Here is a 22865-nt window from a genome sequence, read left to right as displayed (position 1 = left end):
TCATTCTCCCTCCGCTACATACAGGATATCGCTGACCCCGCGTTCTTCATTTTTACCTTGAGGATTGTTCACGACCCTGCCCATGAATACCATCGTAGAGGAACCGCCGCCGTCCAGATTATAAGCCTCTGTTGCACCGAGGTCATCCATTAGCTGTGCAAGCTCGTCCAGCGTCATTCCGCGGCTGTAGCCTTTATTTCGCCCATCCACCACGACAAAGACATAATGATTCGGTTCAATCATGCCAATCGCTGTCCGCGGGTTCGCAGCCTGAATGGAACGGTTGCCGAAATTGCTGTCAATCTTGACATGACTAAAATCTCCCGTGATTTCACCGTCCTGTATGAGAATTGGTCCAAAGGAAAGCGTATGGACTGCCCCGTCAGCCAGCAGCTCAGAGGAAGAAACTTCGGTCTCGTTATATGTCTGCATAGAGCCATCCGCAAACAATGCCATCGCATCTCTCACCGGGCTGTCTCGATAGAGCGTTCCATTGCGGATAATGACTCCATCGCTGCGGAATCCATAGTAGTCTCCATTGATCGCGAAGATCGCATTTTTGCCTGAAGCAATATCCGAGGTATTCTCGATAATATTCGTTCCAAAGCTGTCATTCGCGAATGCTGTGCGTAAGAGATCCGCATTTTTGAGTACCACATCGGCAACATAGTAAGTAATTTGGTCCTCACCCGAACCCGTTTGTACCTGGTCAATCTGAATCTGAATATCATCACTCGTATAATTCCAGTCATCATACTCCGCCTCAGTAGTGGATGCAGAGGTATTGCTAGACTCGGCTGTACTAGCTGCTTGATTAGACTCCGCTGTCTCATCCGTGACCACAACCTCAACGTGCTCAATAAGATAGCGATCAGCAAGTCCATATAATATAACCCCCACGATGATTAGGATCATTAGGGAGATGAGCATCCCTTTTCTTTTCCGTATTTGACCAAGCTTCAGATCGGCTCTCATAAGAAGTCCCCTTTACATATATTCTAAGGCTGAGTATATAAAGGGTTGCTTAAATGAATCTGAAACAAAGATCCAATGCACTGACGGTTAGAATAAATCTCGCTTCGATCTTCAGATACGGAAGTGCAAAAAAAGATGGCTTTCTCTCCTTAATAGAGAAAAACCATCTTGTATACTTTTCACAATCAGCTAAGCTTTTGCTGCTAAATATAAGGCAACCCTATGCTCCTTATGAATTGTACCACCTGCTCGGTCAACGGACTCCTGGATTCGATGGAACAACTCATCTTTAACCGATTTTGGAAGCTGTCTGTGCTTGGAGTTTGTATTCAGCAAGGATACATAAGCGGAGCTGGTGAGTGTATGTATTTCCCTATACTCTTTTACACGCAGATTGTTAAAGAACCCCGACTTGTCAGTAATCACTCTTCTGTCTTCAATGATCTCCTCAGGAGTAGGCAGCGCAGCGTCATCCAAATGAGGAGCAAGTTCGCGGTAGTGAAGACGAATTTCCTGGTGGAGGTCATCATACATCGGAACATGTACCGTCCAGAAGAAAGCCATTGAGCCGTTATGTTTAAGCAGCTCCCACACTCTCCGGTATCCAAAATCAGGCTCAATGAAATGAAAGGCCGTTCCCGAAATCGCGAGGTCAAAAGGTGAACCCTCTCCATTCCAATCCTCAAACGCGGTATGAAGTACTTTTACTGAGGGATATCCTTTGAATTTCTCTGCAGTAAACTGTGCTAGTTGGTCACCAAGCTCAACACAGGTGATGTCCGTAAAACCTTTATCTACGAAGCCTCCAGTCGCTTGACCTGTTCCGCAGCCAATTTCTAGGATCTTTTGGCCTTGTTTCAGGCTGGAATAATCAGCAATATCATCGAACATTTCTTTGGGATAAGCGGGTCTGAACCTCTCATATTCACTAACGATATAATTAAAGGTTTCTTTATTCTCCATACTGCTCCGCCTCCAGCCTGAATTAACTTCTTAACTATACATAGCTTGATATCGGTCGAGGTCATTGATTGCTCTTAGTCAGCTCTTCTTCGTCATCAAGATGAGTCCTGTTGACCAATTGAGCTTAGACAGATGGAAATCCTCTCTTGATTCCAGATACGATACTAGCTTGGATACCTTATCCTCATGGTCTTCAGGCCAATTCGGCTGCGGGTTCAGATCATCAATGATATACAGCCCTCCAGGCTTGACCATATCAAGCACCTCTTCCACCAGATAAAACTTGCCTGGCCATGTATCAGCGAAGATGACATCATATTGTTCGGATTTATGTTCTTCTATGTATTCGCCGCCATCCTGAGCAAATAGATGTAACCGAGGATCATCCCCCAGCACTTCCCTCGCAATATTCGAGCATTGCTCATCCATCTCAACAGAATACAGCCTGCTCTCCTGATCCATTCCATCAAGAAGCCAAGCTGTAGAGTGACCTACACCTGTTCCTAATTCCAAAATGGTGCTCTGCTTGCGATTTGCGGCTAACATCCGAAGGAAACTGCCTGTTAGATCATCACACGAAGCCGTGAAGCCATATTCTGCAGCACATTTACTCACTCGTTCAGCATGGATCGGGCGCTGAATACCTTGTAATTCGTCCATGGATAAGCCTCCTTGTATGAACTGCGTAGCTAACTTATCGTTATACCTTCATTCTTTTTTTGATCATTCTGATTTGTCCTCTATGATTGATTTCATCTTCAATGACGTGGAACCACATAAAGTAATAATTTGCTTGTTTGTCATACCAGAATTGCTCCTCATGATGAAGCCAATCATCATTTACGGACTTAAAATACTCAAGTGTTCTATTTCTTACTTCTTCCAATTTGTTAAGGTAAAATGTGAGTTCATGCCCTCTGATCTGTTCTTGCCCGGCCGAACCCAACTCAAGTGCTGGACCCCAGATAGACAGTTCATCATCATTGAAAAACCTTTTTTCAAATGTCAAGACCTGATACGCATATTCAACTGCTGCAAAATGTAATAACAAAGCACCTATTGAATTGCTCTCTGTATCCAGCAGGTAATCCAGCTGGTCCTTCGATAAGCCCTTCACTTCTTCTAAGGTTGTATATCTCGCATAATTCATCATGGAAATAAGCTGACTGATCTGAGGAGTATATCCAGGGATGCTGGTGATTAGATAGATTTGATCCATATTCATCATCGTTCGCCCCTCCAAATCTTTTTATCCTATTACTGATCACAGCGTTCAACGCTGCTACCTATTAACAATCCCGAAGGAAATCTTCATGTTGGGTGCGTAGGTTAACCAGGATTGATCATTAAATTGTTTGGAGAATAACCGTTCCGCATTGTACTGCCTTCTTGCCTCTTCCGCTGTCAACCCTCTCTCTATGAGATTGATCTCAACCTGTTCGTAATCACCTGGATCTTGGCCTAATCCATCTGCACTTAATGCTTCGAAGAGCCTATTCTTCATAGTTAAATCCATATGCTGATCTAAAAAGTTCACTCGATCACTGACCCGGCACTGTACGTCCTGTAAACCTAGCTGGCTAAGAAGTACAGGTAATCTCATGCCGATATTTCCGTCTTTGCTCTTACTTCTTCTGTCTGCTTCAAACAATCTCTGGAGTATTCCCAGCTGTATGATATCGGATTGTTCCTGCCCTTCGAAATAAAAGTTTGACATATTTGAAATCCAATGAGGCTCAAAGCATATCACCCTGCCCGAATCTACTACGCTATCGATCATCCTCTGAAGAATAATAGACGGTTCAGCAATATGTAACAAAAAGGCGTGACTCATCGCAATATCATACTTGCCATCTACGGTCAGCTCTTCAAGATCAGCTACGATAAATTCTGTTGTATACGGTAAGCGAGAGAATAATTCTTTTGCTTCATCAATCAAATCCTGCCCTTTATCTATCCCCGTATACGTTGATCCTTCTGGCAATAAAGGCAGCAGCTTTAAACCGAGATATCCATATCCGCAGCCGTAATCCACGACATTTACAGGCTTATGAATGTTCCACACTTTTTGCACCAGAAATTCTAGATAATCATCGTTGTAATACAGCCACCGGGTATTTCTAAGGTATTCGATCTGAGTATCCCAATAATATTCGGACATTGTGCAGCCCCTTTACTCATTGTTAGTATTGATTTTATTTAGCACGCAGCATCTTTTCTGTGGGGTTAAAATTAGACCACATCAAGCATTGGCTTTAAATGAAGTAATCCCATATCCACCGATGTTTCGATATAACCCAAGATTTGAACAAACGTGAATACTTGAAGCTGCTGTTTGTTGACTTCGTCTTTGTCGTATTCCATATCACCTAGTACATAAGGGAGGAAAAGTTCAACGTCCTTGGACTTCACCTCTTCCAAATCCATAACGGCAGGAACATCACTGAGCATTTCCTTCAGTATATTTGTAAATCCATAGTGTTCTAACAATTTCCCGTTCAATGATTGAAAGTCTTTATGATATATAGGGTATAAATCTGGATCCGCTTCCATTCTGTTTTTCAACCATGAGAGGTTAAATCCCCTGAGCCAGATATCATCCGCAATTAGATGTGTGAAATATCCTAATATATACTGTTGCTCCGCCTGTGAGCTATATTTATGTAAGAATCCTTTATAATCTATGAATCTTGTATAATTTTGTACTTCGCCTTTGAAAAAATGGGATGATTCTTTCGGTGATACAGCATCAGGCGCCACGCTTCCAAGTAAGAAGAGCGTCCGGTCTTCCATGGACAAACTCTCTGCAATTCGATTGGCAATTATCAAGTGCATGATCCTTGAACCCATATGCTTCCTCGCCTTCTTCCGTTATTTCTATAGCCCTTTCAATTTCCATCAGCATTCTAAATCATATAATAATTGTAAATTTTATTCAAACAAAATCTACTTGAAAACCACTTTTAATTCAACAAGTGATCCCCATAAAGCTTAAGCTCTCGAGTTCTAATTGTCCCTGTAAGGTTCAATTAGGCCCGAGAGCCTCATCCTTCTAAAAGCCATTCACTATAAAAATCAGGCTCATAAACAATATCAAGCCAATCGTTCCCACTGCCGCAAGGATGTTAATAATCTTGTCAGCTCTGGACTTCGTCCGGGCTAGCTTTAGCAGTAAATGATACAGCCCAATTCCAATAACACCACCAAGCGTATTGTTGATTAGATCCGTTATGTCACTGGCACCAATGGCGAGCATATATTGAAGCAGTTCATATACCAGACTTATAGCTGCAATAGTCACTGCTCTTTTGAGAAAAGACCATTTGGTCAGCATGCTTAGATATATCCCAACAGGAACAAAAGCAATCATGTTATATAACAGCTCTTGTATATCTAATTCATTGTTAACAATGACTGACTCACCAAATGGAATCAGGTTAATGTTTCTGATCTCAGGTAAATCCTGTGCTGAGAATGCCATTTTGAATACGATAATCCAGGTTAACAGCAAAATATTAACTGCAAATAGCAACCAAGTTAGCTTCATGCCTCGTTCTAGTTGTGTTGTTTTCATTTTCTCTCCCTCTCTAGACAATCATCTCACTGATGAATCAACTCTATAACGATTGAAGCTGCGAATAAGTTTGATTCTCTATATTGAAATTATTGTCAGGGGGGGATTGTTCAAATATTGTTATTATCCTTAAATTCAATACAAAAAGGCTGCGTTTCGGGCTTCAAACAATACTCTATTCTTTTTCTAAAATCTTTCCATTGTACTTTCTCTAACGCTTCTTCAATGGGGAAAAATCCACATTCCAGGCTCTCCGGTGAACATGTTAATTCGCCTCCGATGGGCTTCGCTAAAAATAGTGTATTACAAATGGAGTTCCCGACATTCTGGAATATCCCGCAAAATTTAATAATTTCAATATCGATCCCTGATTCTTCCTTCGTCTCTCGTATTGCGGCCTGACTCAAAGATTCTCCTATCTCTACTTGTCCTCCAGGCATTTCCCAGCCTCTTCTTGGTCCTCTGATCAGTAATATTTCGTTATTATCATTGACTACAACGGCAGCTGCCGAAACAATATGCTTTGGTGGGTGCATGACGCTACTCCTTCATTTTTGAGATTACTTATTTATATTTGCAACCATGGTTATGGATGTGCCTACCTTACCTGTCTCTTCGAAGCAAAATCGCTGGTAAAGTTTCATTGCTGCTTCATTGCGTGGATCTACACTTAATGAGATTCTTTCAATGTTCCTCTTACTGGCTTCTTTAAAGAGTTCATTCATCAAAGCGCTTCCAATTCCGATTCCTCTGCATTCTGCTAAGATCGCCATTCCGAGTTCCGGCACGTCATTATCGACATACCCAAAACCTTTATTACTCTCATGAAAGTATCGGGCTGTTATTGATCCAACCGGCTTTTCTTGTTCATCCATTGCTATGAATCCAAAATCTCCCTCTCGTCCCCAGCCTTCTACATACTTCGAAAGGTGTGGGTCATTGATCATTTCTCTGCTGAACGGCTTCTGACCTTCTGGAACAAACAGTGATTCGTACAACATATCCCATAAGAATGCAACATCTTCTGCTTCAATGGGTCTGATTCTATAATTCATCGTTTGTTACCACCTTCACCTATAATAAAGTCTTTAAAATGGTCCGTTCCCTGTCTACTGTTGTTATGAAGAACTCTTGTTTAATATCCTGCAACGCTTCCTTTAGTCTATCTCTTCCAATCGCATCAAATCGTTGCTGAACCTTGCTCACATGCTCTACATCAGACTTAATCTTGCTCTCAATTTCATCATATTGCTCTAACGTATCATATTCCCACATGGCAAAGATCTCACTAGTATCTTCATTTAATGTAGTTTGCCATCTTCCAATCAATCTGGCTCCATACTTCAGCTGGCTTGGTAACAAGACATCATTAAATAAAGAATTAAACTCATCTACAATCGAATTAGCAACAATATACGTCTTCCTCCGATAGATCATTATTTTCCACACCTACTTTCGCAGTCTGTATATAAGTACGTTTGCTGAGTTAAACTTCGAAATCTTGGATCTTACTATTTTTCGTGTAATAGATAAGCCCTTCCACTTCTTTCATTACTCTTTGAGTACCTTGCTGACTTTCCCACCAGTTCGTAGGTCTCGTGCTCTTATCTTGAGCAGGACATAATGAGTACTCAATATGTTCAGGCAAATAGGTCTTCAATGTTAAGTAGCAGCGTCGGATATGATAAAAAGTAGTGACGATCAGAATTCTTTTTATATGATTTAATCCGAAATACTCGTCCAGTACTTCTCTGGATTTCAGGACATTATCTATCGTGTTCTTGGATAGGGTCTCAACGATAATATCTTGTTCAAGTACCCCGAGCTCGATGGCTCTATTCTTCATTGATATGGCTTCGGGCACCTCGAGTGCTCCACCAGACATTAATATCTTTGCGGAGCGTCCAGATTTATATAATTCAACGGCATGTGGGACCCGATATTTATTGGCCGACACACTGCCAAATACAAAAATAACATCGCCGTTCTCGCCATCATCCTCAATTCCATTGAATAGAATGCGGGTTAGTAAATCTTTATTATCCAATGAGATACGATCCACAGACATATCCGATATTTTCATGCTCTATTCCTTTCATTCATTATAAGTCGAGAATGTTTGAATAGGTCCTTCCCAATTTTCTTCTTTTACTTCTTCGTACTTCCCGTTCGTATATTTTCCAATCGTCTTCCTCCAGAAAGTCTGAGCCGGTATGTTCGCTTCAATTTCAGCTACTTTCCAGATTCCACCGAAATTATCAAAAATTTTATGAGCTGCAGTCTGGCCTACTCTTGATTTCCTGTATTTTCTCATCACAAAAAATTCTGCCATCGAGTATGTCGTCTTATTTGATTCGTCTTTACCCAACGATCTTACAAGAGCGAACCCAGCTAATTTACCTTCCACCATGATGAAAAAGGGATATCTGCCATTCTCCGTCCAATAATGATCTAAAAATTTATATTCATATAATCCGTTTGAATTTATATCCTCATCCGGGTCGAACTCACTAAAATCATATTTGTATAGCTCAAGAAGATTGCGTAATATTGATTTTTGTTCATATTCGACTTTTTGAATTGAGATCATGGTTTGTTCTCCTATGTTATACGCGTTTATGTATGCCTGGCACTTCATTGTTTGCCTTTAATTTCATTAATACAAAATCAATTTTTTCTTCTCCTAGTCGACTTTTGAAACATTGAGACTTTACAAATCCAACCCGTTCATAGACTTTAATTGCCCGTTCGTTAAATGCAGCGACGACAAGTTGAATGTTAGATGTTTGATACTCCTCTATAATAAACTTGATAGAAGCATCCAAGAAGTTTGCACCATTACCCATCCCCGTGTGTGAAGGAGCTAATCCCAGCCCAAGGTCTAAACATTTATCATCATTGTAAATTCCTATTTCATAACCTCCCGATACACGGGCTGATTCTCCAATACAAATAAATCCAAACAACTCATTATCACTATTCAAAACGTAATAATATTCACCATTCATTAACTCCGAGATCGTTTCCTCGCTGTCATCCATGTTATAGAAAGAGTAAGATTCTTCATATGTCCATCCAGCAATCGACGCAGCGTATTCTTCTGTCATTAGATAGTAGCGAAAGGATTGCATAACTCTTTATTTCTCCCTTCATTTAGAATAGACTTTCATAAATCTCTTTAGCTCCCTTGTTTATTTCGCTTAATATTTCGCTCGGTGTTGGATTCTGAATGATTCTCAGCAGCTCTTCTCTTACTTCGTTATGGAGATCCGCATTCAGATCATCCGCTTTGAATCTTGGAAGCACCGTACATAATTCTTGTGCAACAGGCCAGTTAATATCCTGCAGCCATTCAAACAAGTCATCCATGATTGAACTAACATCCATTCTGGGATCAAGTTCTCTCAGCTTATCAATGACCTCTAAATCATGTTTATGTTTTGGAACTAGCTGTTCGAGATTATTCATTTAGCTCACCTTGACCCTTAACTTTTAACGCCAATACCATAATTCTTGATTGTCTTATCTAATGTTTTATTACTTATCTCGTCCCAAACAAAACTCATTTCAAAAGTTCCCTCTGCAAAGAATAAAGGAAATCTTCGTTTAAACCAATCTTGCATAGGTAACTTAGGTACATCTTCAATCTCTACCCACCGTAACTCCCCTTCTGGCGGATGATCAAGCAGCTCCCCCTCAAAAGAAGTCGCCAGATAATTAAACACCATATATCTTAAGCCTTTATTCGGCTCACAGAACTCATCGAGACCTTTGTATATGATTTCTTTAACGATGAATCCAGTCTCTTCACGCACTTCTCGAATTGCACCATTAACTATACTCTCTGGAAAATCAACCTTTCCCCCGGGGGCTATATATCCTGGAAATCCAAGCTTATCAGGTCTATTCATTAATAAAACCTTCGATCCATCCTGTATCATGCACATCGTATATATTTTATGAGTTACTTCGGCTGACAAATGGTTCAACCCTCTCTTTATATTCATTCTCTAAAATAGAAAACAAATAGGAATCATGGAATACTCCTTTAGCCCATATATGCTCCCTTAAGTGACCTTCCATTTTCATTCCTATTTTTCGCAATACCTTTTCTGATCCCGTATTCTCTGGTCGACAAGTTGCATAGACTCTATGTATATTGAAGTTCTCAAATGCTAGTTTCAATAACACTTTAGATGCTTCGCTAGCGTAGCCATTGCCCCAATATTCAGAATTAAAACAGTAACCGATCTCTGCATTTTTCTCTCTGATATACATTCCACAGCCACCTATTAATTGGTTTGTTTCCTTTAGAATGACAGCAAATTCATAATCAGTTCGCTCATTTAATTGTTGCATTGCAATTTGATGACTTACATAAGACTTCGTCTCCTCTTCGCTATTGGGTCCCCACAACGTATGCTCGGTTACCAGAGGGCTGGATGCATACTTATGTACATCAATCCAATCATTCATGATGAACTCACGAATATTTAATCTTGCGGTTTCTATGTGCATTTATGAATTCTCCTTAATGTAATTTAGTGTCTTCTTCAATCTCACACTCTTCCTAATATCACAGCCGATGTAGGTTTATCTCGACATTCTGATCATGTTTGTGCATAATTAGCACATAAGCTTGTTTATTACATTTTTATACATATCACTATGTTTCACACTTTATATATCGCAGGAGGGTTTTCCATTGAAAAAAACGTTCGCTTTTTTGCTGGTATCCACTCTATTTATTGGATCCGTTAGTTCTGCCGCTGCCAAACCTGAGGTGATTACTTACAAGAACTGTACTGAGTTAAACAAAGTCTATAAAGGCGGAGTAGCTAAATCTGCTTCAATTAAGAACAAAGGCGGGAAAACTAAATATAAGCCCTTCGTATCCAAAGAGTTATATGAAGCGAATAAGAAAAGCGATCGAGATAAAGATTTTATTGCATGTGAAAAATAATATATCCACGGGACCTTCTCTATTGAAGGTCCGACTATTGTCAAAATATCAACTCGCAATCATGATTTTCCCAGATTGTGCTTAAAGCACACAACCTTTCATATTCCATACTTAGTAGTAATTTCCTGCAATGTACTAGACATAACTAGACACTGTATAACAAAAAAAGCCGCATTCAGCGGCTGATAAGCGTTCGGTGACCAGGTACTGCGGCTCACCAAGTTTGAACAATTGAATACTGTGTTAGACAATGATATGTCTTCAATGATATGTCTTCATTGATTCTCTTAATTCAAGTTCTTATTCAAGAACACTAATCTATCGATCTCTGTAAATCCAATCTTTTTATAAAATGCTTCAGCAGGAATCCCTCGATCTGTTAACAACGTTATGTTATTTACTCCATCTGACTCAAGCTTCTCTATTAAGAATTTCATAAGTGCTGATCCTACACCGGATTTCTGCTTCTGTACACTGACACACATTTCGTTGATAAAAAACTCTTTTCCACTCCACCAATGCTTTGTAGCACCAAAGATAAAACCAATGATTTCTTCCCCATCTACAGCAACAACACCGATAAATCCAGGAGTATTTGTGAAATCTGTCAAGTATCGATATGCAGTATCTGATGACCATTCATCATTCCACGGCTCTTGATTAAAAACACTTATAAAAGTACTTACACATGGCAAGAAATCATTTCTATCGAATAATTTAAGTTCCATAGCTCAATCCATCCTTTCATCGATTTATTATGTTCATTGATGTAGCCTCATTGATGACTCCGTGTTCCCCATAAGGTTCTACATAATTTATATGCTCTGATTCAAAAAGTTTCATTAGTTCATATTCTTGAGGAAAAGGCACCTAACGTTTCTCCTGTTCGTTGACTTAACTCAACAATAACTTCAGATGTCTTTGCAGAAAAAACTATACTCCGTTCTCCATTCTTCCGCTTTCAGTCCATAAATAGTTCTATCTACAAATCTTCCATTAATATATTCGTAATCTCTTAATTGCCCTTCACGTGTAAAACCTAATTTTTCAGGAATCGCACGACTCTTCGTATTATCTGCAGCTACTCCTATTTCAACTTTATTTAGTTTAAGTTCAAGAAATGCATAATTTATTAGTGCTTTGACCGATCTAGTTATTAAACCTCTGCCCTCATATTCTTTCCCTAGCCAATATCCAATTTCAGTCTTTTTGTTCTCCTGGTCTAAGTATAAATAACCAATTGAACCGACTAGTTTGTTCTTGCTCCATATTCCTAACCAATAGCCTTCATCCTTAGCATATCTCATGCGTGTTCTTTCGATAAAGGTCTTTGAATCTTCCGGTCCTAAAGTAATGCTGGGAAATTTCAACCACTCCCCTATATGATCCCTATTCCTATTGATCAGATCATATAATTGTTCTGCATCTTTAGTCTCCAATAATGCTAAAAAAGAAGAATCGTCAATTTCGTATTTAAACATTGTTTTAGCTTCTCCTTAATTCCTTTGTATTAGATGCATTCAAATGATTTCAGCAAAAGACTTCCTACCTCTTGGAATAGGCATATAAATTATATCCATCATACTTTACATAAAATCCTTCACTTATTAATTCTTGTTCTTCAGGTTCTATACCAAATGAAAATGATGCCTCTGGACCCGTTCCTGTCTGACCCACCGAAAACTCCTTCATGTTTATATCATATAATCTCACTTTACCTGTTGGAGTAGTAAAAGTTCCATCATCATTAAAGAATCCATTATATATGAACTCCCCAGCATTGTATTTCATATTGAAAGTAGTCTTAAAACTAAAATATATATCGTTACCTCTATTCCATACATCATCCAATAATAAATTGGTGTTATAGGTCTCTAGTAACTTTATATCTTGTTCTTTTCTTTCCTCTTGATTGAATGTAATCCATTCGGGTTTTATAAATATTTCAATAGGAATTTGTTCTGCTTGCAATGTCAGTGAATATCCATCTTGATTTGTAACATTGTTAGTTATGCTCTCATTTGTATAATTTAAATTGTAATAATTATAAATAAATATAGAGATTATTATTGCAAAACATACGAGAATTACATTTCTTCTTTTATTCATATTTCTTCCCTTCTAATTGAGGTCGTTCGGTGCTTCTTCTAGCTCTCATCCATTATCCATTTCAGGCCCATATCGTAATGATTCTCCAATCCAAGCGCTAAGTATTTAATTTCTTGCCACTGAGATGTTGTCGTCATCCTTTCACCTGACTTCTATTAGACAATGCCTTCATTGAAATTCTTTTGTACTAGTCCACTTAAACCTTCTTTATAATAGGGCATCAGTCTGTTAGATTCTTCAAGACTAATCCATTGGATATCCGTTATTTCTTCAGGTCTTATGATCTTTTTATTTCCTCCAACAATCTCTGCATTAAACGTAATAAATAACGCATGTTCGTTACAATATTCAATTATTCTTTCGCTTAATCACAAATGCCTTATCTGCTCTCTCAAACCCAATCTTCTCGTAAAATCCTACAGCTCTAGGAGCTGAGGTTAAAATATATTGAATCTCTTCTTCTCCTAATCTTTCCCTTAACATTCTGATTAGTTCTTTACCAATTCCTTGTCCCTGATAGTCTTTATCTACAGCAATATCTGATATGTAACAGCAATAAGAATAGTCAGTTATAGCTCTTAAGAATCCAATAAGTTTTCCTTCATCTCTTACCGAAATAACTTCATCAGCATTATCAAGCATTCTCTGAATTCGATCACCATCTCCAACTGGTCTCCTGATCCCGGATTTACTAAACACTTCCTCTACTTCCTTGACACCACAGTATTCATTGATTTTATATTCTAGTCTCACAGTACATACCTCACAAAATATATAATTTTTGCGATTTCAACCAACTATTGCGTCAACTTTAGCTAAATGTTTCTTTGCTTCTAATATGATTTGCTGTCTTACTTCTACTTTATTTGGTTTATGATACTGATCATCATATATTATTCGGTCAATATCTTCACTAATGTTCACCCAAGTTATCAAATCTTCTGGGTAATCCAGTTCAGAAACAAGGTTAAATATATCCATTACAATATTATAAGCATTCCTTGAATCACTTAATATTTCCTGACAAAGGTAATACAAATATGTTCGAGCACACTCCTCATAAATAGGAATACTCATTTCTATTTCAAGTACAAATTTATTAAAATATTCTTCGAAACTAAACAAGCTTTCATTACAATTCATTGATAATATCTTGTATAAAGTGATTGAATCAACGTCAGCTTCAGCTAAAGAATTAGCCCACTTCAGATAGTCAGTAGCTGTTGCCTTATTTTTATACCTTTTATAGTAAAGAAGATTTGTTTCTTTAGCGAATATACTGTCATTCATTAGTTTCTCCTTATCTCAACTTAAAGTATTTTGCTAACGTTGTGGTGTCTACGTAACCGAGATATGTATACGAGTCTGCGAATGGTTTAGACCAACTTATCTTAACAGGGTTGATCGTTGAATCCACTTCACTGCATATCTTTTCCTGTAAACCAATAGCCGAACGACACTTCTCCGATTTATCATTCACCCAGATCTTTGATTAAATACAGCAGCAGATCATCATCAACTGTCACCTGGTGGCCAGGTTTTACTTCCATATTTTTATATACAATTCCTCTACCATCCATTACATATCCGCGCTGGGTATACATCATTTGAGCGTTCCCATAATCCTTATATAGTCCTACTCCTAGACCTATAGATTTGAATTTCTTTGATGCTATTCCTTCAAGCTCATCACACATTACACTTGCGATTCCCTTTCTCCTAAACTCCTGAAAAACATTGAGGTCATTTATCTCCGGTATGTTTTCTCGTTTAAAATAGGGATAGTCCGATTCAAACAATAAGTGGCAGCAACCGGCCAAGGTATCTTCATAGTAAGCTAGTAAAGTAACTCTTTTGCCTTCCAAATTCTCTTCTAAACAATTAGAAAAATAATCATTCGAGGTATACCATGGATATCTCTTTGAGAATTCCGACTCCAATAAGGATACCTCTTCATAATTTAAAAGTATTTTCAATAATATTGTGTCAGTCATCTTTAGTCCTCTTTCTCTCGATTCATAGAAGGGGTGATACCCAATGGATGGATATGTTTTAAATTTGACATCACTTCTGGGATTGCATCAATAAAATATTGTATTAACTCTCTCATCTTATCTTCAAAATCTTCCCGATCTGGTGCTCCGATATTTATAGCTGTATTCTGTTCTTTATATAATTCATTGAATAAGTAAATGTCTTTATTATATTCATTCTTTACAAATTCCTTATGTAGTTCACTCATACCAATGATGAAGTCATATTTAAGAAACGCTTCATAATCAAATTGAGTTCTCTTAAATTCAGATGTATCAATATTCATGTCATTCATTACTTTAAAATGAAGATCTGAATATTTATTTATGTCACTATTTGCTCTTATCCCTGCAGATGCCACTTGCACATCCGAAATATGATTCATCCTAAAATAATCCTTACAGATAAACTCAGCTATGATGCTGCGGGTATAATTATCAGTGCATAAAAATAGAACCTTCAAAACACTTACCTCCTTTCTATTCCATGCTTCGTTAGTTTGTTATACACCGGATCTCTTAAACTGCTTCCATATCCTTACGGATTCAACCTCATGTTTGTATAGTATGAATTAAATCCGATCTCTTCCCAAAACCTTCTGCCCATCGGGTTACTTTCTAACACATCAATAATGAGCGTGGAATTTTGAAATAATTCGGCTCTTAATTTATCTATTCCTTGTTTTCCTAAACCTCTTCTTCGATATTGCCTCCTGATAAAATACTGTCTTATATAAAAGGTTTTGTTCTTCCTATTATTTATGTCCTCTCTTTCTTGGTATAAGGCATATCCTACAGCCTGTTCACCTAGTACAAGTAGAACTGCTTTCCAATCATTATTCAGAAAATCTGTCATTCTGTCGTTCAATTCTTCTAATGTCATGGGGTTATCGCTTTTTTCATCTTCAATAAGTTCTTTGTTCATTTGGGATAAAATGTGTACATCGTTAAGTTGTGCAGAAATGACAGTTAGAGTTTCCATGTTTTGATCCCTCATTTTTATATGATTCTTCGGTCTAATCTAATTCCTTCAAAAAATAATAATGTTTGTGCCCTCTAGGTGCATCATTGATTGTTGCTATTATCTTGTATCCATGTTTCTTATAAAAATCAGGTGCTTGAAAGCTAAATGTATTTAGCTTAATAAAGCTACACTTTTTCTCTCGAGCAATTCGTTCGATTTCACTTAATAGACTTGATCCATGCCCCTTCTTCCTATGATTCTGATCAATCCACAGAATATCAACCTCAAGCCAATTCCAGCAAAACACACTAAGAAGTCCCCCAATGATATTTCCTTCCGTATCCTTCATGTGTAAGTTAATCTCTTCATAATTGTTCTTAATATCATCTGATAATTGATTTGCATTAAACTCGATAAGTTTGTTTCTTACATAATTGCTATCTTCATCTGTGCACCTTAATATGGTTTGATTAGACATCATGATCCTCCAAGATAAACGAAGTGTGTTTGTTATTTGAATTAACATAGACTATCTCTGTTAATTTAGAACGAAACGCCCCAACCTTAGATAACTCTTATCTTAGGCTGGAGCGTTAGTTTGTCTGAGTTTATTCCAATATTATACATCTATTACTCGAAAGGTGATAGCCCCGATGAATGAATCTCTTGTTACCCAAAGGAACTAACTTCGTAAAAATATTTTCACTGGCTTGTTGGACTTGAACTTAGCAATTGTTTCTTCAGCAGCATAATCTGTCCTATATGATACGCATTATGAATACATAAATTTGATACTACTCCCCACCATGGAGCATTATAATATGACGGGATTACAGATATTAGTTTTGCATCCGAGCTTTCCTCAATTACCCTATTCCAATATATAAAAACAGTTTCAAGCCTCTGAAGGGTCTTCTTCCATTCAAGATCATTTATAGAATGTGGATTAACATAAAACGTATCCTCATTGTTTATGGTGCTGTCCAATTCGAATTGTCCGGCGTTATATCGTTCAAGCCATTTTTCATTCCAAAAAATAAGGTGGTTCACGATCGACCAGATCGATTGTTTACTCTCTGTCTCCCACGCTGCTTGTGCTGCATTTAAGTCGATTAGGATCTCATGAAGAGGAATAAACCAGCTCTTATCGTTATAACAAGCGTTTAATTGATCTAACAGAATAGATTTATAACTCACACCTGTAACCTCTTTTCTCGAACGATTTTCCGCTTCTGTTCAAAAACTACTGTCGATTTTTAGGAGTGGGAACGGCTGGATCATTATCCCCTCCCATTCTTCTTCTCGAGGTCTCCATTCTACCGACTGCGGGCATATGTGTTCCGGCCTTGGCCAAACCAAATTTAGGCATATTCCCATAAATACATTCATATTGTCCGGGCTGAATCATGTAAGTCTCGTGATAAATTCCCACCGTTCCATTCGTGCCCACGGATTGATTGAATTTTTTCCATTCTACAAGATGAGTTCCTCCCCGTGCATATTTCTCAAGTTGGTCATACGTTTTCCAGTATTTTGACACTCCCACAGCTAAAGCAATGGGATTCTTGAGTGATGAAACCGAAGTCCGTTTCCGGTATCGGAGTATGACCTCAAGATTAGGCTGTGCCATCAGCCCTCCTAAGACAGTGCGTATAGCATCTTAGGCTGATTGGCTGTTACCGCCAATCACAGGTGCGTGAATAATATTGATTGCACCCACTCTATCTCGATGGGTTTTATAACCACAAGAACAAACATATTTTCTATCCTTTACTTTGTTTTTTGAATCGCAAGCAGGACATTTCTGTGATGTATACGCTGGATCCACATACTCTACTTTAATTCCTACCCTATTTGCCTTATATTCAATGAATTGAGCCAAGCGATAAAATGACCATGTATGCAAATTCTTCTCGTTTTTACGACTTGTTCTTGTCGTCTTCCTTATATTAGTTAGTTGCTCTAATCGAATAATAGACACTTGGTTATCTACCGCAAAATTAACGATTTCCCTACTAATTTTATGGTCTTTATCTTTCATCCACCGTTGTTCTTTATCATGCAGCTTGCGAAGGGTACTCAGTTTTTTCTTTTCTCCTAAGCACTTTCTTGTTTTGCGGAACTTTCGTTTCATAAATTTATTTTCTCTTCCGTTTCCAAAGAACTTTGTCTTACCTTCATTAGTTACAGCAACGGCCGGTACTTTTAATCCTAAGTCAATACCCATCAATTGTTCTTTTGTTGGCTTTTGAGACGGGGTTGGCACTTCAAGAGAGATTTGTGCGAACCATTTCCCTGATTTCTCCACGACGCGCATTAGCCCTAATTTGGCTTCTTGGAGAATTTTTTTGTCTCTTTCTGTTATTAGGGCGGAGAAGATGGTTTTCTTCGCTTTTCCGTTGACCATTATCGGAAAAGCAAGTGAAGAGTGATCTAGGCTATAGTTTTGGTTATTTATACAGTAGGTTGGCTTCTTCAGAACGGGGCGTTTTTTTCTTTTCTTTGTTATTCTAAATACGCTTTTAGCGTCACGAATAACTTGATTCAACACAGCTGAGGGGAGAGCAGCTTCAATATTCTTTGTTGTGACTTTAGGGAACGAACCTTCTATCTCGGCTCGTTCAGTTAAAGTATTAACAGTACGAATATATTCTTTACTCAGTTCCTTTAAACCGGATATGTCTTTCGGAAAAAAGCGAATTTTTACTGTGATGGGTTGCATGCAAATCACCCCCTTGTTTTTTGTTCTTCTACATATCGTTTGATTGTTTCACTCGAAACATTACCTGCTGTACTTACAAAGTATGAACGTGTCCAAAGCGAAGGTAAATGCGACAAGTGCTTATGTTCCTCTCTTAATATTTTTGAAGTTGTTCCTTTGATTCTAGCCATAATGTCAGATGGACTTAGTGTGGGAAGTGCATTCAAAAAAAGATGCGCATGGTCTTTATCTGTTTCGATGGCGATAATTTGTATGTCCAACTGAGCACAAACATCTTTAACAATTGATTTAAATCTTTCTTCTACTTTTGAATTGAGAAATATATTTCTTCGATAACGAGGACAAAAAACAAAGTGATAATTAATTAACGATACGGTAGTGTGGGTTCTTCTATAATCATTCATATATTCATTGTATCAGTTACCGTTAAAAACTGAAACATTATTTTTGTTAATATTGGAACATTTAACGTCTGAAAAGATACCCTACTCCAAACTCGTTCTCATCCCACCCCTAAAGGAGTGGGCTTTCTCGCTCGCTAACTATATGTAATCCCTCGCCAATTCCAAAAAAACTCTATACTCATAAATCCAATCTGAGGATTCTCGTATAGCTCTTTGATCATAGGCCCCATTGCTTTTGCTACAGCAACCCACTTATGAAAGGCCAATAGCCGATTTATTCTCATGCCAATAATGAATACAACAAAAGGACCCTCCATTTCAGCAGTATATCTACCGTGAATTACCTTCGACACGTAGTTCACTCCTTTTTTTAAGTCTATATTGGGGGCTAATTATATTAAATATTTATCCTTTTATATTTCCGTACTTGTGTAAAACGTATGATATTGGAAGGTCAGTCACCTTTTTGGATTTTCCGCCAATACTATATATTATCTGAAGACTCCTACCTTCTGAGTTCTAAAATCATTAAATGCGTCAATATGTTGCTGATTAAATAATTCTGGTACTTTGTCGAGGTTAAAAAATTGGAGTTCAGCGCTCTCTTCGTTACTACTTATCAATTCTCCTTTTGAAATAAATCCCTGATAAAAGAATGTAATCGTCTGAGCTTCATCTCCATTAGGATACTTGTCAAAATACTTAGTGTACACGCCAATTAACTTCTCAACTACGATTGTCAATCCTGTTTCCTCTTGTACTTCACGAATAGCTGCTTCTTCAGCAGATTCACCTAACTCCATTGCTCCTCCTGGAAATCCCCATGCATTGTTATCTCTTCTTCGTTGTAACAACACTTGTCCTTCTGTATTTATAACAATTGCGCCTGAAAAATTAAGAATGATCATTTCATTCCCTACTTTTCTTCTAATCCATTTAATATAATCCATCATCTTCTCCTATCCTACCTACCATTTCTTACAAACCAAGAACTGACGAACACAGCTTAATTCCGAAGTTAGCCGATTTATTGCCACATTGATTGTTTTCAAAAGTCACTTAATAGCTCCTTTATTTTTAAAGCACTCAATAAAACATCTCGATCACGATTTCTACCTTTTTCACTTTTTGTTAACTTAATCATATTAAAGGCTTCTTCAATACCAAACCAAGTTACATCTTGCGTTTCCTTGTCGTATGGAAGGATTATTCCAGTCGGCTTCATGAGAAAGTATTTCGTTATACAAGTATCTGACGCAAATTCTCCTGGTATTTCTCTTACTATTCTACATTCGTAGCCCGTTTCTTCTCTAACTTCTCTTACAGCAGTAACTTCCGGAGTAGTATCACTTGAATCATATGACCCCTTAGCAAAAGTCCATACATAGCCTCCCCAGAAATTACTCGGGCTTCTCATCATTACTTGTTCCTCGTCATTAAATACGATTCCGCCATAGGCAAATTCATCAATGTTTTTCATATGTCACCTTGGATTCATTTTCATCCTATTTATATCCATCTATATATTTTTCCACTCGTTACTTTTATCCTGTTTGCGCTTGCCCACTGTCCTAATTCTTCTACGTTCATCTCTTCATCATTCTTGAATCTAAAGTGTAAATTCATTGAAACTAATTTTCTTCGATATAGCTTGATACCGATACTCTGCACAAAATAGCCCTGAATAATAATCTTCTCGATTTTTTGTATGGGTACTTCAATATGATTTATCTTAATCTTATTTTCTGTGATTTCTAGCTCATTATTGTTCCTTAAGATTCTCTTCAATAACATGACTACTTGTATTGTGTTGCCTAACAATAAGATCACTAACAAGAAAATAGATAAGAAATCATCTATTCGAAGTACAAATAATAGTAAGCAAGTATTTAAGATAGAAATGATCACTTGGAAATACATGGATGTAGGTATCTTGATTTCATATTTTTTGTTCACACGAGACACCACCTTGGTTCATGAAAAAACTTAGTACTCATTCAAAATCAATTGAGAGACTTGCACAGCAATGCCACAATATCCTGCGAATAATTATTTAATGCAATTACGCATACTTCATCCTCTGGAAATCTACAAAGGTAGGAACAAAATCCATGAATCCCACCGGTATGAAATAATACTTTCTTATCTCCAAAATACTGAATCATCCAGCCATATGCATAGTTATAAACTTCTCTCCATATAATCCTCTGTCCCACTTATATTTCCCTTATACCATTCCATGATGTCGCTTCGATTTGAGAAATTGTAGATTTGAAGCGTATTATTTTCACCACCTTGGATAGTCAGTTATACACTGATTCAGAGTACTTTCGAGCGAAATCTGGCCTTGCTGCACTAATTGCAAAAAATAAACTACCTTCACTATTGAAGGCCAAATGAAGAGATCCTGCTCTTTATTACATTTGTTTCTATCATGTCTTTCCTCCATTTAAGAATTTTCTTCCAAGAAATGCCTCTGACAGATCAATCGGTGACACCTGTCATGCTGTCTGAGATCATTGTTTTAATTTTCATAGACTCTAAGCCTGAATGAAATGTTATGGATACCATTATCTTCTTCGATACTTCATTTATGTAACTATCTTAGAGTTCAGAGTTCTAATATCTGATCACTTACAAACGCTTTTGTAAAAACAAGTTCATTTTCATTCGGTTTAAAGCGCATATCGAAAATTTGCACTGTCACCATCCACTTAGCTTAGCTGGATTACCTAATGAATCTACTCGTTCATCGAAGTCCTGATCAAGATTGATCTCATCGCTATATGTCCAATGTCCATTAGAATATTTCAAATATATAAGAGCTTCATATTCATTATTAACGCCCTCTTCATCATCTTCACCTATACTAAAATCAACTTTACCTTGGACGACAGCTTCGTTATCTCCAAGAAAGACAACTCGTTCGTCAGATAAATTATACCTATAGTCCGAATAAGCAAAGCTCTCCTTTTTTAAACTATCCCAAGTTTTAGAACCAAATACTACTTCATTCCATTGTTCAATAAATAAGGGATCCGTATATTGAACCGTGAGTTCTAGGTTTTCCTCGTTTAACGCTTTATAATATATTTTTAGATCTGATAAGACGGTACTCAGCTCTCCATAACGATTTTCCATGATAGATGTAGCCTGTTTGTCGATATCCACTGGAGTTTCCATACTTTTAAAAATTAAAGCTTCATTTGCGATCTTCCATTGTTCACGCTCATAACGAATGTCAAAGAGATAAACATCTGTTAGATTCAATACTTCTGTATTCTTGCTAAACGTTACTTGAAGTTGTGCTTTAGAGGCAGAAATGTACTTAATCCAATCCATTGTCACCTTATAGTCCCGAACTTCGATCTCACTGACTGGTTTATTGGCTTCGTAATCATACTCTAGATTCATATAACCTAATTTTAAATTGTCAGACGAATATAACTGCGGACTAAACGTTTCGTAGTACTTTGTAAGTAGACCTTTTATAGCAGCATCTTCACCTAAACCATAAGACTCCAACCTAACAGTTGACTTAGATTTATCATAACTCACAGAATATTTTGATAAGTTACTAATCAATCGAAGTGGGAGATAGACCTGTTCATTAATAACAGGAATTGCATTGTCTAAGTAGTAAATCAGACCATCGTACTCAATAATGTCCTCATTGGCCCAGAATTGAATTTCAGAGTCTCCCATGATCCCTGAAATTTGTCGAGTTTCGATATTATATGTTACTTTAAATCCCAAGGCAGAAAAAAATGGACGGTAAGGTACGTACATAACGCCTGACATTATTTTTGGATGCACTCCTTCAATCTTCACATTATTAACATATAATTGAATTGATTTCTCAGCAGATGAAGATGCACTTGCTACAAAAAGCTGAAAAGTCACTAGCAAAAAAAAGCTAAGCAGTGAGATTAATAACTTTCTAAACATATAACACTCCCTAATCACTTTTATGTATTCTATGTACTCGTTACTACCTCAAATAGACTTCCAGCGTGTATTGGTCACCCCATATGAATCCATTACCTTCGTACCTTGGAATGAGATGCATATGATAAAGAGTGAGGCCGTTAAATCTTCCTCCCATCTTGACATATTCTTATACCGTCGGGTTTAAACAAGCTCTTTAACGCAATTGAA

The 22865-nt window shown here is 37.5% G+C and carries 35 protein-coding genes; 1 reads left to right on the top strand and 34 read right to left on the bottom strand.

Annotated features, from left to right (window positions below; translation table 11 throughout):
• From ACFSVM_RS03930 to ACFSVM_RS03855, 16 genes are all read right to left on the bottom strand, one after another.
• Entirely contained in the window at window positions 1-975 is a 975-nt protein-coding gene (locus ACFSVM_RS03930; RefSeq protein ID WP_379260558.1) for a phosphodiester glycosidase family protein, read from the bottom strand.
• Window positions 976-1164: 189 nt separating this feature from the next.
• Window positions 1165-1938 carry a class I SAM-dependent methyltransferase gene (locus tag ACFSVM_RS03925; protein WP_076311854.1) on the bottom strand — a complete coding sequence of 258 codons (774 nt, stop codon included), beginning with the start codon at window positions 1936-1938 and terminating at the stop codon, window positions 1165-1167.
• A gap of 78 nt (window positions 1939-2016) precedes the next feature.
• Window positions 2017-2598 (bottom strand): O-methyltransferase, encoded by a 582-nt coding sequence (locus tag ACFSVM_RS03920; RefSeq protein WP_379260555.1) that lies wholly within the window; start codon window positions 2596-2598, stop codon window positions 2017-2019.
• Window positions 2599-2638: 40 nt separating this feature from the next.
• Window positions 2639-3166 carry a DinB family protein gene (locus ACFSVM_RS03915; protein ID WP_379260553.1) on the bottom strand — a complete coding sequence of 176 codons (528 nt, stop codon included), beginning with the start codon at window positions 3164-3166 and terminating at the stop codon, window positions 2639-2641.
• Between the two features lie 54 nt (window positions 3167-3220).
• Entirely contained in the window at window positions 3221-4099 is an 879-nt protein-coding gene (locus ACFSVM_RS03910; protein WP_379260551.1) for a class I SAM-dependent methyltransferase, read from the bottom strand.
• Between the two features lie 71 nt (window positions 4100-4170).
• Window positions 4171-4788, bottom strand: a complete 618-nt coding sequence (locus tag ACFSVM_RS03905) for a zinc dependent phospholipase C family protein (RefSeq protein ID WP_379260549.1) — start codon at window positions 4786-4788, stop codon at window positions 4171-4173.
• Window positions 4789-4990: 202 nt separating this feature from the next.
• Complete coding sequence (locus tag ACFSVM_RS03900; protein ID WP_379260547.1) at window positions 4991-5512, bottom strand: VanZ family protein; 522 nt, start codon at window positions 5510-5512, stop codon at window positions 4991-4993.
• 110 nt (window positions 5513-5622) lie between these two features.
• A complete protein-coding gene (locus tag ACFSVM_RS03895) occupies window positions 5623-6048 on the bottom strand; it encodes an NUDIX hydrolase (RefSeq protein WP_379260545.1) in 426 nt (141 codons plus the stop codon).
• A gap of 24 nt (window positions 6049-6072) precedes the next feature.
• Window positions 6073-6567 carry a GNAT family N-acetyltransferase gene (locus ACFSVM_RS03890; RefSeq protein WP_379260543.1) on the bottom strand — a complete coding sequence of 165 codons (495 nt, stop codon included), beginning with the start codon at window positions 6565-6567 and terminating at the stop codon, window positions 6073-6075.
• Window positions 6568-6586: 19 nt separating this feature from the next.
• Complete coding sequence (locus ACFSVM_RS03885) at window positions 6587-6949, bottom strand: NIPSNAP family protein (protein WP_379260541.1); 363 nt, start codon at window positions 6947-6949, stop codon at window positions 6587-6589.
• 49 nt (window positions 6950-6998) lie between these two features.
• Entirely contained in the window at window positions 6999-7595 is a 597-nt protein-coding gene (locus ACFSVM_RS03880) for a YdcF family protein (RefSeq protein WP_379260539.1), read from the bottom strand.
• Window positions 7596-7607: 12 nt separating this feature from the next.
• The gene (locus ACFSVM_RS03875; RefSeq protein WP_081872482.1) at window positions 7608-8102 is read right to left on the bottom strand and encodes a GNAT family N-acetyltransferase; all 495 of its coding nucleotides are present in this window, start codon (window positions 8100-8102) and stop codon (window positions 7608-7610) included.
• Between the two features lie 16 nt (window positions 8103-8118).
• A complete protein-coding gene (locus ACFSVM_RS03870; protein WP_379260537.1) occupies window positions 8119-8643 on the bottom strand; it encodes a GNAT family N-acetyltransferase in 525 nt (174 codons plus the stop codon).
• Window positions 8644-8665: 22 nt separating this feature from the next.
• Complete coding sequence (locus ACFSVM_RS03865; RefSeq protein WP_379260535.1) at window positions 8666-8980, bottom strand: DUF5071 domain-containing protein; 315 nt, start codon at window positions 8978-8980, stop codon at window positions 8666-8668.
• 17 nt (window positions 8981-8997) lie between these two features.
• Complete coding sequence (locus ACFSVM_RS03860) at window positions 8998-9519, bottom strand: 8-oxo-dGTP diphosphatase (RefSeq protein ID WP_379260533.1); 522 nt, start codon at window positions 9517-9519, stop codon at window positions 8998-9000.
• Complete coding sequence (locus tag ACFSVM_RS03855) at window positions 9470-10030, bottom strand: GNAT family N-acetyltransferase (protein WP_379260531.1); 561 nt, start codon at window positions 10028-10030, stop codon at window positions 9470-9472. Before ACFSVM_RS03855 ends, ACFSVM_RS03860 begins: the two co-directional genes overlap by 50 nt.
• A 187-nt stretch (window positions 10031-10217) precedes the next feature.
• Here ACFSVM_RS03855 and ACFSVM_RS03850 point away from each other — a divergent pair, with 187 nt between their 5' ends.
• Window positions 10218-10475, top strand: coding sequence for an excalibur calcium-binding domain-containing protein (locus ACFSVM_RS03850; RefSeq protein ID WP_047912038.1), 258 nt, complete (start codon window positions 10218-10220; stop codon window positions 10473-10475).
• A gap of 287 nt (window positions 10476-10762) precedes the next feature.
• On the opposite strand, the gene ACFSVM_RS03845 is transcribed toward ACFSVM_RS03850, so the two are convergent.
• The 18 genes from ACFSVM_RS03845 to ACFSVM_RS03760 form a co-directional block, all read right to left on the bottom strand.
• Window positions 10763-11203 (bottom strand): GNAT family N-acetyltransferase, encoded by a 441-nt coding sequence (locus tag ACFSVM_RS03845; protein ID WP_379260529.1) that lies wholly within the window; start codon window positions 11201-11203, stop codon window positions 10763-10765.
• 183 nt (window positions 11204-11386) lie between these two features.
• A complete protein-coding gene (locus tag ACFSVM_RS03840; protein WP_379260527.1) occupies window positions 11387-11956 on the bottom strand; it encodes a GNAT family N-acetyltransferase in 570 nt (189 codons plus the stop codon).
• A 64-nt stretch (window positions 11957-12020) separates the two neighbouring features.
• A complete protein-coding gene (locus ACFSVM_RS03835; RefSeq protein WP_379260525.1) occupies window positions 12021-12584 on the bottom strand; it encodes a hypothetical protein in 564 nt (187 codons plus the stop codon).
• Window positions 12585-12932: 348 nt separating this feature from the next.
• On the bottom strand, window positions 12933-13337 hold the full coding sequence (locus tag ACFSVM_RS03830; RefSeq protein WP_379260523.1) for a GNAT family N-acetyltransferase: 405 nt from the start codon (window positions 13335-13337) through the stop codon (window positions 12933-12935).
• 36 nt (window positions 13338-13373) lie between these two features.
• Window positions 13374-13874: a hypothetical protein gene (locus tag ACFSVM_RS03825; protein ID WP_379260521.1), complete on the bottom strand. Its 501-nt coding sequence runs from the start codon at window positions 13872-13874 to the stop codon at window positions 13374-13376.
• Window positions 13875-14056: 182 nt separating this feature from the next.
• Complete coding sequence (locus ACFSVM_RS03820) at window positions 14057-14578, bottom strand: GNAT family N-acetyltransferase (RefSeq protein ID WP_379260519.1); 522 nt, start codon at window positions 14576-14578, stop codon at window positions 14057-14059.
• Window positions 14579-14580: 2 nt separating this feature from the next.
• Window positions 14581-15081, bottom strand: coding sequence for an arsenate-mycothiol transferase ArsC (locus ACFSVM_RS03815; protein WP_379260517.1), 501 nt, complete (start codon window positions 15079-15081; stop codon window positions 14581-14583).
• A gap of 74 nt (window positions 15082-15155) precedes the next feature.
• The gene (locus ACFSVM_RS03810; protein ID WP_379260515.1) at window positions 15156-15599 is read right to left on the bottom strand and encodes a GNAT family N-acetyltransferase; all 444 of its coding nucleotides are present in this window, start codon (window positions 15597-15599) and stop codon (window positions 15156-15158) included.
• 34 nt (window positions 15600-15633) lie between these two features.
• A complete protein-coding gene (locus tag ACFSVM_RS03805) occupies window positions 15634-16059 on the bottom strand; it encodes a GNAT family N-acetyltransferase (RefSeq protein WP_379262867.1) in 426 nt (141 codons plus the stop codon).
• A gap of 224 nt (window positions 16060-16283) precedes the next feature.
• On the bottom strand, window positions 16284-16778 hold the full coding sequence (locus ACFSVM_RS03800; protein ID WP_379260513.1) for a DinB family protein: 495 nt from the start codon (window positions 16776-16778) through the stop codon (window positions 16284-16286).
• A gap of 46 nt (window positions 16779-16824) precedes the next feature.
• On the bottom strand, window positions 16825-17211 hold the full coding sequence (locus ACFSVM_RS03795) for a monooxygenase family protein (RefSeq protein WP_379260511.1): 387 nt from the start codon (window positions 17209-17211) through the stop codon (window positions 16825-16827).
• 30 nt (window positions 17212-17241) lie between these two features.
• On the bottom strand, window positions 17242-18303 hold the full coding sequence (locus ACFSVM_RS03790) for an RNA-guided endonuclease InsQ/TnpB family protein (protein WP_379260510.1): 1062 nt from the start codon (window positions 18301-18303) through the stop codon (window positions 17242-17244).
• 5 nt (window positions 18304-18308) lie between these two features.
• Window positions 18309-18707: an IS200/IS605 family transposase gene (gene tnpA, locus ACFSVM_RS03785; protein ID WP_090723647.1), complete on the bottom strand. Its 399-nt coding sequence runs from the start codon at window positions 18705-18707 to the stop codon at window positions 18309-18311.
• 134 nt (window positions 18708-18841) lie between these two features.
• A complete protein-coding gene (locus tag ACFSVM_RS03780) occupies window positions 18842-19060 on the bottom strand; it encodes a monooxygenase family protein (RefSeq protein WP_379260507.1) in 219 nt (72 codons plus the stop codon).
• A gap of 138 nt (window positions 19061-19198) precedes the next feature.
• Window positions 19199-19660: an NUDIX hydrolase gene (locus ACFSVM_RS03775; protein WP_205053658.1), complete on the bottom strand. Its 462-nt coding sequence runs from the start codon at window positions 19658-19660 to the stop codon at window positions 19199-19201.
• A 95-nt stretch (window positions 19661-19755) separates the two neighbouring features.
• Complete coding sequence (locus ACFSVM_RS03770; RefSeq protein ID WP_379260505.1) at window positions 19756-20187, bottom strand: NUDIX domain-containing protein; 432 nt, start codon at window positions 20185-20187, stop codon at window positions 19756-19758.
• A 29-nt stretch (window positions 20188-20216) separates the two neighbouring features.
• Complete coding sequence (locus tag ACFSVM_RS03765; RefSeq protein ID WP_379260503.1) at window positions 20217-20663, bottom strand: hypothetical protein; 447 nt, start codon at window positions 20661-20663, stop codon at window positions 20217-20219.
• A gap of 747 nt (window positions 20664-21410) precedes the next feature.
• A complete protein-coding gene (locus ACFSVM_RS03760; protein ID WP_379260501.1) occupies window positions 21411-22655 on the bottom strand; it encodes a copper amine oxidase N-terminal domain-containing protein in 1245 nt (414 codons plus the stop codon).
• Window positions 22656-22865 lie beyond the last annotated feature (210 nt).

The organism is Paenibacillus shunpengii (assembly GCF_042684905.1).
GTDB classification, from domain to species: domain Bacteria; phylum Bacillota; class Bacilli; order Paenibacillales; family Paenibacillaceae; genus Paenibacillus; species Paenibacillus shunpengii.
This window is presented reverse-complemented; position numbering and strand designations above follow the sequence as displayed.

What these genes read in the sequence shown, in the direction of transcription:
- ACFSVM_RS03835 (WP_379260525.1), bottom strand. Translation starts at nt 12,584, where the DNA reads ATGAATAAAAGAAGAAATGTAATTCTCGTATGTTTTGCAATAATAATC.
- ACFSVM_RS03880 (WP_379260539.1), bottom strand. Translation starts at nt 7,595, where the DNA reads ATGAAAATATCGGATATGTCTGTGGATCGTATCTCATTGGATAATAAA.
- ACFSVM_RS03790 (WP_379260510.1), bottom strand. Translation starts at nt 18,303, where the DNA reads ATGCAACCCATCACAGTAAAAATTCGCTTTTTTCCGAAAGACATATCC.
- ACFSVM_RS03930 (WP_379260558.1), bottom strand. Translation starts at nt 975, where the DNA reads ATGAGAGCCGATCTGAAGCTTGGTCAAATACGGAAAAGAAAAGGGATG.
- ACFSVM_RS03870 (WP_379260537.1), bottom strand. Translation starts at nt 8,643, where the DNA reads ATGCAATCCTTTCGCTACTATCTAATGACAGAAGAATACGCTGCGTCG.
- ACFSVM_RS03900 (WP_379260547.1), bottom strand. Translation starts at nt 5,512, where the DNA reads ATGAAAACAACACAACTAGAACGAGGCATGAAGCTAACTTGGTTGCTA.
- ACFSVM_RS03860 (WP_379260533.1), bottom strand. Translation starts at nt 9,519, where the DNA reads ATGAATATAAAGAGAGGGTTGAACCATTTGTCAGCCGAAGTAACTCAT.
- ACFSVM_RS03895 (WP_379260545.1), bottom strand. Translation starts at nt 6,048, where the DNA reads ATGCACCCACCAAAGCATATTGTTTCGGCAGCTGCCGTTGTAGTCAAT.
- ACFSVM_RS03910 (WP_379260551.1), bottom strand. Translation starts at nt 4,099, where the DNA reads ATGTCCGAATATTATTGGGATACTCAGATCGAATACCTTAGAAATACC.
- ACFSVM_RS03770 (WP_379260505.1), bottom strand. Translation starts at nt 20,187, where the DNA reads ATGAAAAACATTGATGAATTTGCCTATGGCGGAATCGTATTTAATGAC.
- ACFSVM_RS03875 (WP_081872482.1), bottom strand. Translation starts at nt 8,102, where the DNA reads ATGATCTCAATTCAAAAAGTCGAATATGAACAAAAATCAATATTACGC.
- ACFSVM_RS03920 (WP_379260555.1), bottom strand. Translation starts at nt 2,598, where the DNA reads ATGGACGAATTACAAGGTATTCAGCGCCCGATCCATGCTGAACGAGTG.
- ACFSVM_RS03840 (WP_379260527.1), bottom strand. Translation starts at nt 11,956, where the DNA reads ATGTTTAAATACGAAATTGACGATTCTTCTTTTTTAGCATTATTGGAG.
- ACFSVM_RS03820 (WP_379260519.1), bottom strand. Translation starts at nt 14,578, where the DNA reads ATGACTGACACAATATTATTGAAAATACTTTTAAATTATGAAGAGGTA.
- ACFSVM_RS03905 (WP_379260549.1), bottom strand. Translation starts at nt 4,788, where the DNA reads ATGGGTTCAAGGATCATGCACTTGATAATTGCCAATCGAATTGCAGAG.
- tnpA (WP_090723647.1), bottom strand. Translation starts at nt 18,707, where the DNA reads ATGAATGATTATAGAAGAACCCACACTACCGTATCGTTAATTAATTAT.
- ACFSVM_RS03795 (WP_379260511.1), bottom strand. Translation starts at nt 17,211, where the DNA reads ATGGCACAGCCTAATCTTGAGGTCATACTCCGATACCGGAAACGGACT.
- ACFSVM_RS03775 (WP_205053658.1), bottom strand. Translation starts at nt 19,660, where the DNA reads ATGATGGATTATATTAAATGGATTAGAAGAAAAGTAGGGAATGAAATG.
- ACFSVM_RS03885 (WP_379260541.1), bottom strand. Translation starts at nt 6,949, where the DNA reads ATGATCTATCGGAGGAAGACGTATATTGTTGCTAATTCGATTGTAGAT.
- ACFSVM_RS03855 (WP_379260531.1), bottom strand. Translation starts at nt 10,030, where the DNA reads ATGCACATAGAAACCGCAAGATTAAATATTCGTGAGTTCATCATGAAT.
- ACFSVM_RS03890 (WP_379260543.1), bottom strand. Translation starts at nt 6,567, where the DNA reads ATGAATTATAGAATCAGACCCATTGAAGCAGAAGATGTTGCATTCTTA.
- ACFSVM_RS03845 (WP_379260529.1), bottom strand. Translation starts at nt 11,203, where the DNA reads ATGGAACTTAAATTATTCGATAGAAATGATTTCTTGCCATGTGTAAGT.
- ACFSVM_RS03805 (WP_379262867.1), bottom strand. Translation starts at nt 16,059, where the DNA reads ATGTCTAATCAAACCATATTAAGGTGCACAGATGAAGATAGCAATTAT.
- ACFSVM_RS03915 (WP_379260553.1), bottom strand. Translation starts at nt 3,166, where the DNA reads ATGATGAATATGGATCAAATCTATCTAATCACCAGCATCCCTGGATAT.
- ACFSVM_RS03810 (WP_379260515.1), bottom strand. Translation starts at nt 15,599, where the DNA reads ATGGAAACTCTAACTGTCATTTCTGCACAACTTAACGATGTACACATT.
- ACFSVM_RS03825 (WP_379260521.1), bottom strand. Translation starts at nt 13,874, where the DNA reads ATGAATGACAGTATATTCGCTAAAGAAACAAATCTTCTTTACTATAAA.
- ACFSVM_RS03925 (WP_076311854.1), bottom strand. Translation starts at nt 1,938, where the DNA reads ATGGAGAATAAAGAAACCTTTAATTATATCGTTAGTGAATATGAGAGG.
- ACFSVM_RS03760 (WP_379260501.1), bottom strand. Translation starts at nt 22,655, where the DNA reads ATGTTTAGAAAGTTATTAATCTCACTGCTTAGCTTTTTTTTGCTAGTG.
- ACFSVM_RS03865 (WP_379260535.1), bottom strand. Translation starts at nt 8,980, where the DNA reads ATGAATAATCTCGAACAGCTAGTTCCAAAACATAAACATGATTTAGAG.